This is a genomic window from Chromohalobacter sp., assembly GCF_039830575.1.
In the GTDB taxonomy this organism is placed as follows: Bacteria; Pseudomonadota; Gammaproteobacteria; order Pseudomonadales; family Halomonadaceae; genus Chromohalobacter; species Chromohalobacter israelensis.
In genome coordinates this window covers 132,735-149,151 of the sequence record NZ_JBDOOX010000013.1, presented here as the reverse complement: position 1 = coordinate 149,151, position 16,417 = coordinate 132,735, and the positions used below count along the sequence as shown (strand labels likewise).

The window sequence follows — 16,417 nt, the reverse complement described above, 5'->3', positions numbered from 1 at the left end:
GTATCGGACTCATTGGCGTCGGGACACGCTCGGCCACCACATGCGACGCAGCGTGTCCCGACGATCGAGAAGATGATGCTTGAGCGCCGCCAGCGTATGTCCCGCGGCCAGCACGATCAGCGCCCAGGCCGCGTACCAGTGAACGTCGCCCGCCAGCGTCGCCTGATTGGGCAATCCACTGATCAGTGCCGGCACCTCGAAGATACCGAAAACACTGATTCCCTGCCCTTCGGCGGTCGAGATCAAATAGCCGCTCATCAACACCGTCAACAGCAGTACGTAGAGCAGCACATGCCCGGCATGAGCGAGCCAACGCTCCCAGCGTTCCCCCTGGGCCCCGGGAGTGGACTGGCTCAAGCGCCATGCCACGCGCAAAAGCGTCACGCCCAGCAGCAACATGCCGAAGGATTTGTGCCACCAAGGGGCGAGCTGGTACCAGCTGTCATAGTAGCCGAGCCCGGTCATCCACCAGCCCAGTGCAAAGAGTCCTACCACGATCAAGGCACTCAGCCAGTGCATGACGATGCTGGCAATGCCCCACCCATGGATCGTGTTACGCCACATAGCCGCACTCCGCATGCTTTGCATCTCAGCATAACGGCTGGCACGCGGAGCGCCAGGACGTCACGGGGAAAGGCATCATTAACCAGATGGAAACAATGGCCCGCATGAACGGGCCATTATGAGGAGAGATAACAAGGACGCTGCCAGCCGCCTTACCCTGTCAAGGCGCTCAACAGCAGCTTGGCGGTCGGCGCGCTGGACGCCGGGTTCTGGCCGGTGATCAGCAGGCCGTCACGCAACTGGAACGCCTCGAAATCCGTCGTCGAGCGCTCGTAATGCCCGCCCTTGCCCTTGAGGGCGTCCTCGACCAGCAGCGGCACGACGCCGGTCAGACCCACGGCCTCTTCCTCGCTGTTCGAGAAGCCGGTGACACGATGACCCTTGACCACCGACTGTCCATCGACGCCCTGAACGTGCACCAGGACGGCCGGCGCATGGCAGACCGCCGCCACGGGCTTGCGCGCGGCCAGAAAGTCGTGGATCAACTGCTGGGAATGGCGATCTTCGGTCAAGTCCCAGAGCGGCCCGTGGCCACCGGGGTAGAAGACCGCATCGAAGTCGTCGGCACGCATGGTGTCGAGCGGGTGCGTATTGGCCAACTGCGCCTTGGCCTCGTCGTCACCGTCGAAGCGGCGGGTCTCCTCGGTCAGCGCATCGGGCTGCGTGGACGTGGGATCGACGGGGGGCTGCCCGCCCTTCGGCGAGGCCAGGGTCACGTCGGCCCCGGCATCCTTGAACACGTAATACGGCGCCACGAACTCTTCCAGCCAGAAACCGGTGGGATTGCCGGTATCGCCCATGCGGTCGTGCGACGTGAGTACCATCAAAATCTTCATGCGAGCCTCCTTGGCTGAACGACATCGGTGTCGATACCTCCTAGATGGCATCGCCAAGCGCGACTTCAAGGCGCCACGCTCACTCGATGGCGATCTCCACTTCGTATCCGCCGAACTTGCGCAGATTGATCACGCCGGTATCGAGGATCAGATACTGCCCCTTGAGGCCCATTAGCCGGCCGCTGACCTCGGCCGTCTTGTCGAAATTGTGCGAGACCACCTTGCGTGGGGCCTCCAGCACCGGGTAACGCAGCGACACGGGGTCCAGCGCCAACGTGCGAATGGCGGTCTCGCCGAAACGCTGGCGCAACGCCGCCAGGCCGGGTGCCAGCGACGCCAGCAGGCGATCCCGCTCGGCGACCAGGTCGAGCGGCGCGACATCGTCCTTGAGCATCGCCCGCCAATTGGTGCGATCCCCCACGGCCTCCTTGAACAGCGTCTCGACCATGCCCGATTGCAGCCGATTGTCGACTTCGATGATCGGCAATGCCTGAATCGCGCCCTGGTCGAGCCAGCGCGTGGGCAGTTGCGTCTTGCGGGTAATGCCCACCTTGAGCCCAGACGAGTTGGCCAGATAGACCACGTGGGGCTGGAAACAGTGCTGCTCGCCCCACGCCGGCTCGCGACAGGTCCCCTGGTAGTAGTGACAGGTCTCCGGCTTGACGATGCAGGTATCGCACTGCGCCAGCGACTTGAAACAGGGGTAGCAGTAGCCCTGCGCGAAACTCTTGCGAGTGGCGCGTCCGCAATGCAGGCAATGAATCTGGCCGGTGTGCGTCAGTCGCACCCCCGCGCCCAGATGCACGTTGAGCGCGAGACGCTGCTCACCGGCGCGCAGCGTGTAATGCGCCGGCGCATCCCCTTCGCCGGGAACGATGCCCATCTTGCGCAGCGTGCCACGAGCCGCGCTGACATCCGCCACATCGAACAGATCCCCCATCAGTTCATCCACTTGATGGCATCGGGCTCGCCCGGATCGTCGCCGCTGCCGCAGCTGACGCGATCGAGATGCCCCACGCGCTCGTGTTCGGGCACGCCATGGGCGATTTCGTACTTCATCACCGCCTCGAGACACAGCTCTGTCTGTTCCTGGGTGAGACGTCTGCCGTCCGGCCATTTCCGCAACGCGATCGCCTGCTTGAAACTGTCGTACATGGCCGGCGTCATCTGCGCCACCATCTTGTCGAAGGTCATATCACTCATGTTCCGTCTCCTTTCGCGGCACGTCCACCGGCCCACCAGCCCCAGGCCAGCCCCACCAGCAAACCACCAAGATGCGCCTCGTTGGCAACGTTGCCGAACCCGAACAGCCCCGCCATGTCGGTCATGGTGAATACCATCCAGGCCAGCATGAACACCACCAGCATTTGCGGCACGAAGAATCCACTGGCAGGCGCCCGTCGGGCCATCAGCCAGACATAGCCCAGCAGGGCATAATCGACGCCGGACATGCCACCGAACAGCACCGTGCCCGTGGCATACTGCGCCAGATTGGAGGCCAGCGCCGCCACGACGACGATCGCCGCAAGCCGCAGCGGCCCTTGCAACGCTTCGACCTGGCGTCCGAAATACCACAGCCACAGCATGTTGAACACCAGATGCATCCAGCCGAAATGCATGACGGTCGGCGACAGCAGGCGCCACAGCTGACCGCTGGCGATCACGTCGCCCAGCGTGCCCACCATCAAGCGTCCCTGCGAAGGCTCCACCGGCACGAAGGTCAGCGCGGCCACCACCCGGTCGCCGAACAGCGCCATCAAAGCAAACACCGCGAGACACAGCGCGACGCAGGCCGCCGCCAGCGGAGCCTGTGAAAAGGCACTGCCGAACAGGCTTGTCGAGGGACGCTTGGGGGGTGACGCTGGACGCTCGGACAATGCGCCGCGGTGCCATTGCTCGATCAGGCGCGCGGCGTCGTCACGCTGGCGCGGATCGGCCAGCCACACCACCTGCACCGCCTCCTCCTCGGTCACCTGATGACCAATGCGGTGCGCCCACAGCGCGCGGCGCAGTGCGACGATGTCCTGTTGGCGAGGCAGTTCCAGCAACTTGTACATAAAGGGATTCCCTTTCATGACGCATGGCATGCGCCCAACAAGAAAAAGTCCGGCGGAGGGGGCCGCCGGACAAGAGCAAGGGATCATTCAAGGGAACACCTACTCTGACGACGCCCACCGCAATGAGTTCCCAATGCGGCGAAAATTTTTTCAATCTTTCCGCGATGCCTGCCAGACGCCCTACGCCAGCTCGATGTCGTCCGGGCGGGATCGCGCCGGTTCGTCGCGAGACACTTCGACCCACACGAAGCGGTTGGCATCCAGGCGCCGCTCTCCATCCCAGCGGTAGGCCACCAGGCGCCCATACTTCACCGCGCTGTAATCGAGACAGGCGATATTCGGTGCCGGCAGCGCCGGGATGCCCTCGCACCAATAATGGCCGATAAACAAGGGCGGCTCGTCCGGGCCATAGTAAGGCAAGCGCCGACGCTCTTCCGCGCGCAGCGGCTGGTTTTCGATGCCGCCGGGCAGGTTGTCGGGCTGGAAGACCACGTCGCCATAAGTTTGCGGGTCGCGGGCCCAGAAGTGCGCGCGGAACGAACTGCGCGTGAAGCCATCGCCGGAATGGATCTTGAGCCCCGACGGCAACGGCAGATGCGGCCCGCGCGTGAGCCGGTCCATGACACGAAACGCGAACGTGCCCGGGCGCGCCGAATCGTAAAAGAACGCCTCGCTCATGCGCCCGTCGGGACATTGCTCGCGATATGCCGCGATCAACTCGCTGTCCCAGCAGGCGTGGACCACGCGCAGCCCATCGCGCTCGAGGCACAGCGGCATCGCCATGAACCAATCCAGGTAGGCATCCCACTCCTGGGGATGTTCGCGGAACTGCGCCAGCGTTTCGTTGATGATGCGGTTGTGGCGCGGCGAATGCTCACGCAGCCACTCTCCCGACCAGCCCGGGGGCGAACGACGACAATAGGCCAAGGCATTGTATTCGTGATTGCCCATCACGATATCCGCCTGCCCCGCTTCTACCATGTTCCAGGCGATGCTCAGCGCCAGCCGAATGCGTGGGCCGCGATCGATCAGGTCGCCGAGAAAGATCACCCGGCGGCGCGGATGGCGGTACACCCCCGCCTGCAGGCGATAGCCGAGCTTTTCCAGCAGCACGGCCAGCGACGCGCCACAGCCGTGGACATCGCCGATCAAGTCGTAGCCATCGAGGTCGTGGCGAGGCAATGTCATGTCACTCTCCCAACCGGCTGCTCCAGCCGAGCTTGGTGCGACAGGTCTCGAAGTAGTTGTGTCCGCGTGGGTGAATCAGGGTCAGGCGTTCGCGCTTGCGACGCACGACCATGATGTCGCCGGGTTTGGACACCACCTGGGTCTGGCCATCGCAACTGACGTGGGGATACGCCTGATTGGTCTCGCCGATGTGAATCGTGACCTCGCTGGCGGCATCGACGACGATCGGCCGGCTGGAGAGAGTATGAGGGAACATCGGCACCAGGGTGATGGCCTCGAGGCGCGGGTGCACGATGGGTCCGCCCCCCGACAAGGCATAGGCGGTGGAGCCGGTTGGCGTGGCGATGATCAACCCATCGCTGCGCTGGCTATAGACGAACTGCCCATCGATGAACAGTTCGAACTCGATCATGCGCGCCGCCTTGCCGGGGTGGATGACCACGTCGTTGAGCCCCGAGGCTGTGCCCACCTGCTTGCCGGCGCGAAAGACTTCCGCTTCGAGCAGAAAGCGCTGCTCGCTCTCGAAATGGCCGTCGAGCACCTCGCCGATCCGCTCCTCGACGTCGTCCGGAGAAATATCGGTGAGAAACCCCAGGCGCCCGCGATTGACCCCCAGCACCGGCGTCTGGGTCTGGCACAGCACGCGTGCCGCGCTGAGCAGGCTGCCGTCGCCCCCCACCACGATCACCAGGTCGCAAAGCTCACCCAGGCGACTGCGGCTCGCCTCGGGGTAGCCGTGGTTGAGCAGCACCGTGGCGGTGCGTTCGTCGACGATCACATCGAGCTCACGGGTGCCGAGGAAGCGCAGCAACCGCTTGAGCGTCTCCACTGCATTGGGGCTGCCCAATCGCCCGATCAGGCCAATGGTCTTGAATGGCTGCATGAAAACGTCTCGTTGCCGGCATCGCGGCCCGTCATTATGCGGACTGGCGCTCGGGGGAGCAAACCGCGAGCACCCGCGACGCCGCCGGCCGGCGGCATGCGACGCTCAGGATCGGGGATCGTTGTACTGATCCGAGTCGGCACTCTGCACCGGGTGCAGCTCCCACCAATAGAGGTAAACGGCGACAGGTGATGCGAAAACGGTGTTCAAGATCATGAAGGCCACCAGCGCGGCCCATCCTTGTCCATCGACGCCCCCGTAATAGAGCATCATGAACAGGATCCCGGCGACTCCCACGATGAGATTGATGATGACGATGGCGGCGAAGAACTTGATCAGGCCACGCCGTCTCCGACGGCGTTTCGCCGCGTCCGAACTGGCCACTTCCGATGACGTCATGAGGCGTCTCCCGTGAAAACACGCTGGCAAGATAGGGCATGGCACCCCGACATCTCGACGGCTGCATGCACATGAGTATATTGTCCCTGGACGTGTTTTCGGCACAACCCCGACCCCAGCGACGCTTTGACGCAGTGCCCGGGCGGACCGCGCTCACTTGCGAAGGCGTGACGCACATGGCACGCGAATGACACATTCCCGATGCGCCAACGGCGATACGACAGACAGATACGAGTGGGATTCACTCACCCATCCCTGGGTGCGCGATCTCGCCTGGCTGCTGCATGCCCCCGATCTCGTCGCCACTGCCTATGCCGGGCGACCGACACTCGCGGAACTCGGGCTAGAGAATAGCGCCTGCCGTCAGGCATGGTTGCGTGAGCTGGACATGGCACCAGAGAGGCTCGAGCCCTACCTGGGCGAATGCCCTCGCCGCCTGGGGCTTTACCACGAGCGTCTCTGGCATGCGCTGCTCGATCTCGCGCCGGCCACCCGGTTGCTCGCCACCAACCTGGTGCTCCACGCCCATGGCCGAACCCTCGGCGAACTCGACCTCCTTTACGTCGATGCCCAGGGGAGACCGGTCCACCTCGAACTCGCCATCAAGTATTACCTGGGGTTGCGCGACGGCCCGGGCGACGCCCGCGACCCCGCACGCTGGATCGGCACCGGCTGCGCCGACTCGCTGGCGCGCAAGCTGCATCATACCTTGCGACATCAGCTACCGCTGGCGCATCATCCCGCTTCGCTCGCGGCCTTGAAGGCGAACGGCATCGACCCGACATCTCTGGAACAGCGCATCGCCATGCCCGGCGTGCTGTTCTGGCCCTGGCCACATTCGCTGCCGGCGCCTCGCCCCTCGCGACGGACCGCCCTGCAGGGGGTCTGGCTGCCATGGCGAGACTGGCCGGCATTGCATGGCGCCCTTCCCGACGACAGCCTGGGCGTCACGCTCCACAAGCCACATTGGCTCGCGCCGCCACGCGACGAACGGTATCGCCCATTGCCGGTGCTGGAGGCCGAATTGAGGGAGCATTTCGTCGTCGCGCCGACGCCTCGGCAATGCCATCTGACGACGCCCGACGGCACGCAGTGGCGTGTATTCGTCGTCCCCGACGACTGGCCACGCAGCCTGCCCTTGCCCCCCACCACGCAGAGGAGACGTTCGCATGCTGAGAATTGGGGAATTGGCCAAGCGTAGCGGCGTCAGCGTCGATACGCTGCGCTACTACGAAAAGGAAGGGCTGCTGCCGGACGCCCGCCGCGGCGATAATGGCTACCGGTACTATGCCGAGGACAACCTCGAACGTCTGCATTTCATCCTGCGTGCCAAGCGTCTGGGCTTCACTCTCGCCGATATCCGCGAACTGCTTTCCCTGCAGGTCGAGGCCGACGCCCACACTTGCGAAGAGGTCAAGCGCGTCGCCGAGGACAAGCTCGCCGCCATCGACGCACGCCTGGAGGAGTTGCACCACATGCGCCAGGCATTGGCGCACTTGACCGATGCCTGCTGTGGCGGCCCGCATGCCGCCACGCAATGCACCATCCTCACGGCGTTCGCCAACGGTGACGCCTCGCCCGAGCCACACCAGCATCGGCATGCCGACTGATCGGTCCGCCTCAGGCGACCGCCGAGCCGCCGGGCGCATCGGCCAGCGTCAAGGGCGCGAAGCTGTGCGCCTGGGCCATTCGCCAGATGCGTCCGTAGAACGGACGTTGGTCGGGGTCGCGCAGCAATTCACCGGGTTCCAGGAAGGGGTGCAGGTGGGAAAACAGCTTCACCTCGTTCTCCGAGACCCGGTGTACCAGGTGATCGGGGGTGATCTGCCAGGGTCGTGTCAGCCCGGCCGCCGCCACCATCTCGGCCAGGGCATGCAGGGTATTGTGGTGGAAATGGTGCACCTGCTCGGCCTTGTCGCCGACGACCAGGGCCTTCTGGCGTAGCGGGTCCTGAGTGGCCACGCCGGTCGGACACCGGTTGGTATGACAGCTCTGCGACTGGATGCAGCCCAGCGCGAACATGAAGCCGCGTGCGGCATTGACCCAATCGGCGCCCATGGCCAGTACGCGTGCGATGTCGAAGGCGCTGATGATCTTGCCGCTCGCGCCGAGACTCACTTGCTCACGCAGCCCCGCACCGACCAGGGTGTTGTGCACGAACAGCAGCCCCTCGCGCAGCGGCGTTCCCAGATGATCGGAAAATTCCACGGGCGCCGCCCCGGTCCCTCCTTCGCTGCCATCGACGACGATGAAGTCGGGCACGATCCCCGTCTCGAGCATCGCCTTGATGATGGCCATGAACTGCCAGGGTTGTCCGAGACACAACTTGAAGCCGACCGGCTTGCCGCCCGAGAGCTCACGTAGCCGGGCAATGAAATCGAGCAATTCGAGCGGGGTCGAAAAGGCCGGATGACTGGCGGGGGACAGACAATCCTGCCCCATCGGGATCTCCCGTGTCTTGGCAATCTCGGGGGTGATCTTGTCCGCGGGCAACAAGCCGCCATGCCCCGGCTTGGCGCCCTGGCTGAGCTTGACCTCGATCATCTTGATCTGCGCATCGCTGGCCTGCTCGGCGAAGCGCTGAGGATCGAACTCGCCCTGCGGCGTGCGACAACCGAAATAACCACTCCCCAGCTCCCAGATGAGATCGCCCCCATGCTCGCGATGGTAGGGGCTGATACCGCCCTCGCCGGTGTCATGGGCGAAACCGCCCAAACGCGCGCCCTTGTTGAGTGCGCGTATGGCATTGGCGCTGAGCGCGCCGAAACTCATTGCCGAAATGTTGAACAGCGAGGCCTCATAGGGGTGCGCGCACTGCGCATTGCCGATGGTCAGGCGGAAGTCGTCCGGTGCCGCCACGGGGGCGGTTTCCATCGAGTGACCGATGTATTCGTAGGTATTGGCGTAGACATCGCGCAAGGTCCCGAACGGCTTGGCGTCATTGCGCTGGCGTGCGCGCTCGTAGACCAGACCGCGCTGGACATGGGAAAACGGCAATTGATCGGTGTCCGCCTCGAACAGATATTGGCGCAGTTCGGGGCGCAATGCCTGGAACACGTAACGCAGATTGCCGACGACGGGATAATTGCGGCGCACCGCATAGTCGCACTGCACGAGGTCGACGATCCCCAGCACGACCAGGGCACCACAGAGCACGGGGACCGGCCACCAGGCGTGCCACTGCATGGCCAGCGGCAACGTGGCCAGCGTGACCAGGCAGCAGGCGAGGAAAACGCCATAACGCGATAACAGTGAAGGTTTCATGAAGATGTCCTGAATGAAGAGCGTCTTCTTCATGAAAACACAAAACGTCATGCCCGGTTTAGGGGCACGCCCCGAGAGTCCGAGCCCTCAGGCGGCGTGCGCCTGAGGCATCCGCCGCCGACGCCACCAGCCGTTGAGCATGAGTGCCGCCACCAGGATCGCCCCGCCCACGATCAGGCGAGGCACATCGGCATCGCGGTTCCAGATCAGCAGGTTGACCGCCAACCCCGCCGGCACGAGGGCATTGTTCATGACCGCGAGGGTCCCGGCATCGACCCGGCAGGCGCCCTTGTTCCACAGGAAGTACCCCAGACCGGAGGCGACGATGCCCAGCCACGCCAGCACGCTCCACTGCAGCGCGCTCGTCGGCATGGCCGTGGCGTCGCCGAACAGCCAGAATGCCGGAAGCGCCACGCACAACGCGCCCAGATAAAACCATCCAAAGACATGGCGGTGCGCCACCTCGCGGGGCAAACGGGGCGCCAGATGACGATACGCGACCTGCCCCACCGCGAAGCACAGGTTCGAACTCTGCACGACCAGGAACCCGAGCCAATACGCCTGGCTGACATCGGCATAGCGGATCACCGCCGCACCGCATACGGCAAGGGCGGCGGTGAGCAGATAGAATGGGGTGAAACGCCCCTTGAGAAGGTCGTCGAGCAAGGTAATGTAGAGGGGGGTGAAGATCGTGAAGAGCAGAACTTCCGGCACGCTCAGCAACAAGAACGACTGGTAGAAACCGATGTACATCAGGCCGAGTTGTACGGCCCCGATTCCCATCAGGCCCAGCACCTGACCGATCGACAAGCGACGCGGGCGCAACCAGAACAGGAAGATCGCGGCAGCCAGGGCGATCCGCGTGAGCACCGCGAAGTAGCTATCGACCTGCCCGGAAAGGTACGCGCCGATAAGACTGAAGGAAAAGGCCCACAGGGCCGTGACACCAACCAGATACCCCATTATGGTAAACTCCGGGAAAGCAAAAAGTTGACTGCCATTATACGCCTGACACAGCGCTTGCCCAGCATTCGTCATCTCACCTTCACATCTCGCTCCGGCACGGCTTCCGGTGTCGCCTGGTCCGGCCAAGGCCATGGCCAGGTCGAGGTAGACTCCCTCGCCAATGCCATCCGCTTCATCGAGCGCGGCCACTTCCTGCCGCAGGGACAGTCGCGCGAGGTAGCGTTCCGCAATGTCTATCGCTGGGAACTGCAGCCCGACAGGCTCACGCTGTACCACGAACGCCGTGGTCCCGAAAATGCGGTCCGGTTATTCGATCTCGTCGCCGACTCGGCGACGACACTGGTCAGTGACTCGCCCCACCTGTGTGGTGCGGACACCTACCAGGGCCGCCTAAGCCTGGAGGAGCACGGTTTCCGGCTCGAGTGGCGTATCGAGGGGCCGCGCAAGGATGAACGACTCGTCTACCATTACCGGCAAGCGAGTGCATGACGTACAAGGCACCTTTGCCATGTCGACTGGTCGAAGTGACATTGGCACGCTAGAATGGTTTGAGAACACTGTTTCCAAACAGCCAACACCCGCAACGGAGGTTGCCATGAAAGCTTTACTTCCCCTGGTCATGATCGGAGCCCTGGGCATTGCCGGTTGCGCCAACACCTCGCCCTATTCCGGCGATGTCTACCGCAGCGGACAGGCCGAAACGGCTCAGTCCGTGACATACGGGACCATTACCTCGGTTCGTCAGGTACAGATCCAGGCCGGTGAACAGAATGAAAGCATTCTGGGTGGCCTGGGCGGCGCCGTGCTCGGTGGCCTGCTCGGCAACCAGGTCGGGGGTGGCTCGGGGCGCACCATCGCTACCGCCGCCGGGGCCATCGGGGGCAGCGTCGCCGGCAGCAAGGTCGAGAATGCCGCCAACCGCACGAACGCCTGGGAGATAGAAATCCGGCGTGACAGCGGCGACTCCATCGTGGTGGTCCAGAAAGCCGATCGCGACTGGCAGGTCGGCCAGCGCGTTCGCATGATCGGCAGTGGCGCCAACCTGAGCGTCGCGCCTTACTGAGGCGACATGCCAGCCTGAGGCGACAGGCAAGCCCGTGTCTCGCTGACGAGGCGCGGGCGTTTTTCCCTGCCAGCAAGTTTCCCCTATCCGCACCTGCTTACATACGCTATCGTATGTGACGTGATATGCCATGGATACGGAACTGTCTCATGAACCGACTCATGACCTCAGGACGCGCGCTCGGCTGCCTCGCACCCGCCTTTGCCATGACGGCATTCGCCGGGCCCGCCCTGGCAGACGGCTTGCTGACGATCAAAAGCGAGAACGATATTTTCGCCAACGGCGAAGACGGCCACTATACCAACGGACTGGAAATCGACTGGTCGTTCACTCCCGCTGCACGCCATTGGACACGCGACCTGGCCGAGATCGTGCCGGGATGGTCAGGTGCCGGTCTCGATAGCGTTGCCTATCGCGGCGGCCAGCAGATCTACACGCCCAAGGATATCGAGCGCTCGGACCTGGTCGAAAACGATCGCCCGTATGCCGGGTTGCTCTACGCCGGCATCTCGCTGTTCGACGATCGACAGCACACCGGCTGGCGCCAGGCGGACGACCTGCATCTCGATATCGGCATCGTCGGCCCCGCCTCGGGCGGCAAGGCGATACAGAAAAACTTCCACCATCTCATCGGTAGCGACGAGCCCGAGGGCTGGACGCATCAGCTTCATAACGAGCCGATCGTCAACCTCACCTACAAGCGCAGCTGGTGGTTGCAACGCTCGCTTGGCGCCCTCGATGTGGAATACGGGCCCAACGCGGGATTCGCGCTGGGCAACCTGTATACCTATGCCGCCAGCGGCGTCGGCCTGCGCATCGGTGACAACCTGCAACGCAGCGCCGGCATGCCCGCGGTGGCACCCGCGCAGAGTGGACGAAGCCATTTCGACCCCGGCCAGGGCTTCGGCTGGTACGCATTCGCCAGCCTGGAAGGCCGTTTCATGGCCCACAACCTGCTGCTGGACGGCAACACCTTCGAGGACAGCCATTCGGTGGACCGGCGGCAGTGGGTCGGAGACGCGCTTGCCGGTGTCGCCCTGACGTGGGATCGCTGGCAACTCACCTATACCAGTGTATGGCGTACGCACGAGTTCGAGGCTCAGGAAGAGCACGATCAGTTCGGCTCGGTAACGCTGGCATTCTGGCTCTGAAAGACTCCGGCTCTAACGACGCTGTCTCCGAAACGGCGCAGCGCCGCAACGAAAACGCCCCGCACTAGCGGGGCGTTTTCCTCGGAACGATTGGCGGACGGATCAGTGAAACTTGACGCGGCGCATCAGCCAGCAGCCCACGCGCTTTCCCACCCAGAAAAACAGCGCCAGCAGAATCACCGTCAGGAGCATCGAAACCGGATTCACGATAAAGGTGGCCCCCAGCACGGCTAGCGCGATACTCCACACCCAGCGATCGTCGCTGCCCAGCTGCAGCATCGCGGGGATGCGGCGCATGACCATCTGTCCCAATGCACCATCCCAGGCACGCAGCGCGAGGAACAGAATCACGGCAAAGGCGATCAGCCAGATCAGCGTCACGGTCATGTTGGCCTCCTAATAGGCACGTCGATAATAACTCAATCGCGCCGACGCCGGTCGGCATATCGGCAAGAAGTGTGGACCGCATGGCAGGGCCGCGCGAGCGTCGCGTCGACACCGCCCTTGCGTCGATGAAGGCAGGGTACCTTTGCCCCCCTGACCGCGCAACCGGCGCGACGACCTGTCGCAAGCACGCGCCGCGTTTCTTGTCGACCGTCAGGCCCGGCATTGGTTCCCGTCCTACCTTGAAGCAGCGTCATGCAATCGCAAAGGCGCATGAAAACCCCTCGAGGCCCCTGACACACCTAGATGAGCACGTTACCATGGGTACCGACATACACCCAGAAAGGTCTTCAACATGCAGATTGCCCAGAATTCCGTGGTTTCCTTCCACTACACCCTCACCAACAACGAGGGTGAAGTGCTGGACAGCTCGGAAGGCCGCGAACCTCTGACTTACCTGCACGGCGCGGGCAACATCATTCCAGGGCTGGAAAAAGAACTGGAAGGCCGTCAGAGCGGCGAGAGTCTGAAAGTCACCGTCGAACCCGCCGAAGGCTACGGTGAAACGCAACCCGGTCTGATGCAGGAAGTACCGCGCGATGCCTTCCAGGGTGTCGACGAAATTCAGCCGGGAATGCAGTTCCAGGCACAGACTCAGGGTGGCCCGCTCATGGTCACGGTCACCAAGGTCGAAGGCGATACCGTCACCGTCGACGGCAACCATCCGTTGGCCGGCCAGACCCTGAATTTCGATGTCGAGATCGCGGAAGTGCGCGAAGCTTCCGAAGAGGAAGCCGAGCACGGTCACGTTCACGGCGAAGGCGAACAAGAGCAGCACTGAGCCGCTCTCCTTCAGCGTGACGATCGAACGGGCAGCCCTGGGCTGCCCGTTTCATGTCATGCCGCTGGCTGCACCGCTCCCGCTGGGCATGGCCGCAACCTGCCGGCATCCCCCCAACGGTCATACCTCCTGCCGATCGGATGACGAGCGCTCGGCCGCCAGCAGGGCCCGGTACCCTCCCGCGACGCGCGTGGCAGTCGTCACCAGACAGGCCACGGCAAACAGGGTCGCCAGGAGTGCAAACTCCTCCGGCCACAGACAGAACACCACGAAAGCGAGAATCGTCTCGGTCCCCTCGGTCAAGCCATCCAGATAATAGAACGCCTTGTGCTCGAAGCGCGGACGCTCCAGCCCGTGGCGAGTCGCGGCAATCGCGAAAGCCAGAAACGACGAGCCGGTCCCCACGAACGCGAACAGCAACAGCGCCGCGGGCAAGGCATTGCGTTCGGGGACGGCCAGGGCAAACCCCAGCACCACGGCCGCGTAGAACACGAAATCCAGCGCGATATCCAGAAACCCGCCGGCATCGCTCTGTCGTTGCAGGTGTCGCGCCAGGGCACCATCCAGGCCATCGCACAGACGATTGATGATGATCGCCACCAGGGCGAGCCCGTACATCTGGCCAGCCAGTAACGGCAACGCCAGCATTCCCGCCGCGAAACCGCCCAGCGTCAACTGAGCAGGCGTGACACCACGCTCCCCCAACCCGCCGGCCAGGCGATTGAGTGCTGGGGCTACCCAGCGCCCCGTCCATTTATCCAACATGCAGGCTCCTGCCCTTTTCCCGCGTATACTCGATGTATTGTCGACGTCATCGACAAGCCACACCAAACCGATGTTCAGGAGAGTTTCCGATGCGCTTTTCCCTGATGACGTTCTGCGCACTGACCACGCTGGCACTCCTGCCTGCCGACCACGCCGAGGCCGAACAGCGCGAGGCCATTTTCGCCGGTGGCTGTTTCTGGTGCATGGAACCGCCCTACGACAAGCTCGAAGGCGTGATATCCACCACGTCGGGCTATATCGGGGGCGAGACCGAACGCCCCACGTACGAACAAGTCAGCGGTGGCGGCACCGGCCACGCCGAGGCCGTCAAGGTGGTCTTCGATGACGAGGTCGTCGACTACGCGACGCTGCTCGACGTCTTCTGGCACAACATCGACCCCTTCGCCGAAGGGCGTCAGTTCTGCGACGTCGGGGACCAGTACCGCAGCGCGATCTTCCCCCTCGATCAGCACCAGCGGCGTCTGGCCGAAGCCTCCAAGGAGGAAGTGGAAGCCCGCTTCGAACGCGACGTCAAGACACGGATCGAGGCATCGGCGCCGTTCTGGAAAGCCGAGGAATATCACCAGAACTTCTACCAGAAAAACCCCGTACGTTACCGCTTCTACCGTGCCGGCTGCGGTCGCGACGATCGCCTGGAGGCCGTCTGGGGCGATGCGGCCGGCACCCCGTGAACGATGCGGGGCTCCCTGACTCAACGCGCGGCACAGGCAGGCACTCGATGCGGCGGCGACGATTGCCGCCCTCACCGTCTCATGCCGTGGCGCCGCGCTCGATCAACTGGCGTTCGCGGCGCCACAGCCAGGCCGCGACGCTCAGCGTTCCCGCCAGCACCAGCCAGGAGGCGGCGACCACGCCGCCCCACTGCCAGCGCGCCCAGAAAGGCTCCAGATACAACCCACCGAGGCTCGCCCCCAGATAGTAGAACACCAGGTATAGCGAGGAAGCGCTGCCACGCGCGCGTTGGGCGTGGCGCCCGACCCAGCTCGAGGCCATGGAATGCGCCAGGAAGAAGCCCACGGCATTGACGGTCAGCCCGGCGATGATGGCGATCAACGATGGCATCAGCGTCACCAGCGAGCCCAGCATCAGCGTCGTGATGCCCAGCATCATGCAGACGGGCTGCGAAAGCCGCTGCGCGACCCGGCCGGAAAGGGCCGACCCCAGGGTGCCGCCGAGGTAGGTCAGAAAGATCAGCCCCAACCACTGGGAGGTCAGCGAAAACGGGGCCTCGCTGAGACGGAAGGTGACATAGCTGTACTGGTTGATGAAGATGAAGAAGTTGAACCCACCGATGAGATAGGCGGCAATCAGTCGGGGGTCGCGCAAGTGCCCGCCCATGTCGCGTACCGCCCTTCCCACCCGCAGCGGCGACGGCCGAAACTGCCTGGCGGGCGGCAGGGCTCGCCAGAAGATGCTGGTGCAGACGAGGCTCAGGCATGCGATGGCCATGAAGCTCGCATGCCAGTTCCAATGCTCGGCCACCGCGCCACCGATGACGCGACCTCCGATGCCGCCGAGCGTGTTGCCGCTGATGTACAGTCCCACGGCCAGCAACAGCGCCGGCTTGTCGAACTCGTCCCCCATCCAGGCAATGGCCACCGCTGGCAAACCGCCCAGCAAGAATCCCTGCAGAGCCCGCAAGGCGATCAGACTGGCGAAGTTGGGCGCAAATGCCATGACCAGCGTGCACACGCTGGCCAGCACCAGCGTCACGCGCATGATGGCGGCACGCCCGATGGCATCGGAAAGCGGCCCGTAGAACAGCAACGACAACGCCAGGGTCAGCATGCTCACCGACATGGCACTGCCCGCCGCCAGCGTCGAGACCTCGAAGCTCTCGCGAATGGCGGGCAACAAGGGCTGGGCCACGTACAGATTGATGAAGACGGTAAAAGAGCCCAGGCACAGTGCCAGGGTCGCACGCCACCAGGCACGCGTGCGCGGTTCGATCATCATGCCCTCCATTAGCGCAACATGATCGCGCGCAAAAGTGAGATCATGCCTCCGGCCGTCTCGAGGCACACAGCTGCGACAC

20 protein-coding genes are annotated in these 16,417 nt (G+C 63.8%); 7 read left to right on the top strand and 13 right to left on the bottom strand.

Annotated features, from left to right (window positions below; genetic code table 11):
- Window positions 1-9: 9 nt before the first annotated feature.
- From ABGX75_RS13200 to ABGX75_RS13165, 8 genes are all read right to left on the bottom strand, one after another.
- Window positions 10-564: a cytochrome b gene (locus tag ABGX75_RS13200; protein WP_011506614.1), complete on the bottom strand. Its 555-nt coding sequence runs from the start codon at window positions 562-564 to the stop codon at window positions 10-12.
- A gap of 152 nt (window positions 565-716) precedes the next feature.
- Window positions 717-1,400: a type 1 glutamine amidotransferase domain-containing protein gene (locus tag ABGX75_RS13195; protein ID WP_011506613.1), complete on the bottom strand. Its 684-nt coding sequence runs from the start codon at window positions 1,398-1,400 to the stop codon at window positions 717-719.
- A gap of 79 nt (window positions 1,401-1,479) precedes the next feature.
- A complete protein-coding gene (locus ABGX75_RS13190; RefSeq protein WP_347410507.1) occupies window positions 1,480-2,340 on the bottom strand; it encodes a DUF2797 domain-containing protein in 861 nt (286 codons plus the stop codon).
- On the bottom strand, window positions 2,340-2,603 hold the full coding sequence (locus tag ABGX75_RS13185; protein ID WP_011506611.1) for a DUF1315 family protein: 264 nt from the start codon (window positions 2,601-2,603) through the stop codon (window positions 2,340-2,342). Before ABGX75_RS13185 ends, ABGX75_RS13190 begins: the two co-directional genes overlap by 1 nt.
- Entirely contained in the window at window positions 2,600-3,457 is an 858-nt protein-coding gene (locus ABGX75_RS13180; RefSeq protein WP_347410508.1) for a rhomboid family intramembrane serine protease, read from the bottom strand. Before ABGX75_RS13180 ends, ABGX75_RS13185 begins: the two co-directional genes overlap by 4 nt.
- A 180-nt stretch (window positions 3,458-3,637) precedes the next feature.
- A complete protein-coding gene (locus ABGX75_RS13175; RefSeq protein ID WP_011506609.1) occupies window positions 3,638-4,645 on the bottom strand; it encodes a metallophosphoesterase in 1,008 nt (335 codons plus the stop codon).
- 1 nt (window position 4,646) lies between these two features.
- Window positions 4,647-5,528, bottom strand: a complete 882-nt coding sequence (locus ABGX75_RS13170) for an NAD(+) kinase (RefSeq protein ID WP_011506608.1) — start codon at window positions 5,526-5,528, stop codon at window positions 4,647-4,649.
- 105 nt (window positions 5,529-5,633) lie between these two features.
- A complete protein-coding gene (locus tag ABGX75_RS13165; RefSeq protein WP_011506607.1) occupies window positions 5,634-5,927 on the bottom strand; it encodes a hypothetical protein in 294 nt (97 codons plus the stop codon).
- A gap of 187 nt (window positions 5,928-6,114) precedes the next feature.
- Between ABGX75_RS13165 and ABGX75_RS13160 the strand changes: the two genes are divergently transcribed.
- Window positions 6,115-7,128 carry a DUF1853 family protein gene (locus ABGX75_RS13160; RefSeq protein WP_347410509.1) on the top strand — a complete coding sequence of 338 codons (1,014 nt, stop codon included), beginning with the start codon at window positions 6,115-6,117 and terminating at the stop codon, window positions 7,126-7,128.
- A complete protein-coding gene (gene zntR, locus ABGX75_RS13155; protein WP_035410346.1) occupies window positions 7,097-7,537 on the top strand; it encodes a Zn(2+)-responsive transcriptional regulator in 441 nt (146 codons plus the stop codon). The genes ABGX75_RS13160 and zntR overlap by 32 nt, the downstream gene beginning before the upstream one ends.
- A 10-nt stretch (window positions 7,538-7,547) precedes the next feature.
- Here the strand turns inward: zntR and ABGX75_RS13150 are convergent, their stop codons facing one another.
- Window positions 7,548-9,191, bottom strand: coding sequence for an FMN-binding glutamate synthase family protein (locus ABGX75_RS13150; protein WP_347410510.1), 1,644 nt, complete (start codon window positions 9,189-9,191; stop codon window positions 7,548-7,550).
- Window positions 9,192-9,278: 87 nt separating this feature from the next.
- Window positions 9,279-10,154 carry a DMT family transporter gene (locus ABGX75_RS13145; protein WP_011506603.1) on the bottom strand — a complete coding sequence of 292 codons (876 nt, stop codon included), beginning with the start codon at window positions 10,152-10,154 and terminating at the stop codon, window positions 9,279-9,281.
- 27 nt (window positions 10,155-10,181) lie between these two features.
- Between ABGX75_RS13145 and ABGX75_RS13140 the strand changes: the two genes are divergently transcribed.
- From ABGX75_RS13140 to ABGX75_RS13130, 3 genes are all read left to right on the top strand, one after another.
- On the top strand, window positions 10,182-10,646 hold the full coding sequence (locus ABGX75_RS13140) for a DUF6314 family protein (protein ID WP_110061285.1): 465 nt from the start codon (window positions 10,182-10,184) through the stop codon (window positions 10,644-10,646).
- Window positions 10,647-10,752: 106 nt separating this feature from the next.
- A complete protein-coding gene (locus tag ABGX75_RS13135) occupies window positions 10,753-11,220 on the top strand; it encodes a glycine zipper 2TM domain-containing protein (protein WP_011506601.1) in 468 nt (155 codons plus the stop codon).
- Between the two features lie 161 nt (window positions 11,221-11,381).
- On the top strand, window positions 11,382-12,371 hold the full coding sequence (locus ABGX75_RS13130) for a lipid A deacylase LpxR family protein (RefSeq protein ID WP_050934570.1): 990 nt from the start codon (window positions 11,382-11,384) through the stop codon (window positions 12,369-12,371).
- Between the two features lie 102 nt (window positions 12,372-12,473).
- Here ABGX75_RS13130 and ABGX75_RS13125 read toward each other — a convergent pair whose 3' ends face one another.
- Window positions 12,474-12,758 carry a hypothetical protein gene (locus ABGX75_RS13125; RefSeq protein ID WP_043558093.1) on the bottom strand — a complete coding sequence of 95 codons (285 nt, stop codon included), beginning with the start codon at window positions 12,756-12,758 and terminating at the stop codon, window positions 12,474-12,476.
- 352 nt (window positions 12,759-13,110) lie between these two features.
- On the opposite strand from ABGX75_RS13125, the gene ABGX75_RS13120 reads away from it, so the two are divergent.
- Window positions 13,111-13,596, top strand: coding sequence for a peptidylprolyl isomerase (locus ABGX75_RS13120; protein ID WP_011506598.1), 486 nt, complete (start codon window positions 13,111-13,113; stop codon window positions 13,594-13,596).
- A gap of 120 nt (window positions 13,597-13,716) precedes the next feature.
- On the opposite strand, the gene ABGX75_RS13115 is transcribed toward ABGX75_RS13120, so the two are convergent.
- Complete coding sequence (locus ABGX75_RS13115; RefSeq protein ID WP_347410511.1) at window positions 13,717-14,361, bottom strand: CDP-alcohol phosphatidyltransferase family protein; 645 nt, start codon at window positions 14,359-14,361, stop codon at window positions 13,717-13,719.
- Window positions 14,362-14,450: 89 nt separating this feature from the next.
- On the opposite strand from ABGX75_RS13115, the gene msrA reads away from it, so the two are divergent.
- Window positions 14,451-15,053, top strand: a complete 603-nt coding sequence (msrA, locus tag ABGX75_RS13110; RefSeq protein WP_011506596.1) for a peptide-methionine (S)-S-oxide reductase MsrA — start codon at window positions 14,451-14,453, stop codon at window positions 15,051-15,053.
- A gap of 79 nt (window positions 15,054-15,132) precedes the next feature.
- Here msrA and ABGX75_RS13105 read toward each other — a convergent pair whose 3' ends face one another.
- Window positions 15,133-16,335 carry an MFS transporter gene (locus ABGX75_RS13105; RefSeq protein WP_287124086.1) on the bottom strand — a complete coding sequence of 401 codons (1,203 nt, stop codon included), beginning with the start codon at window positions 16,333-16,335 and terminating at the stop codon, window positions 15,133-15,135.
- Window positions 16,336-16,417: the final 82 nt, after the last annotated feature.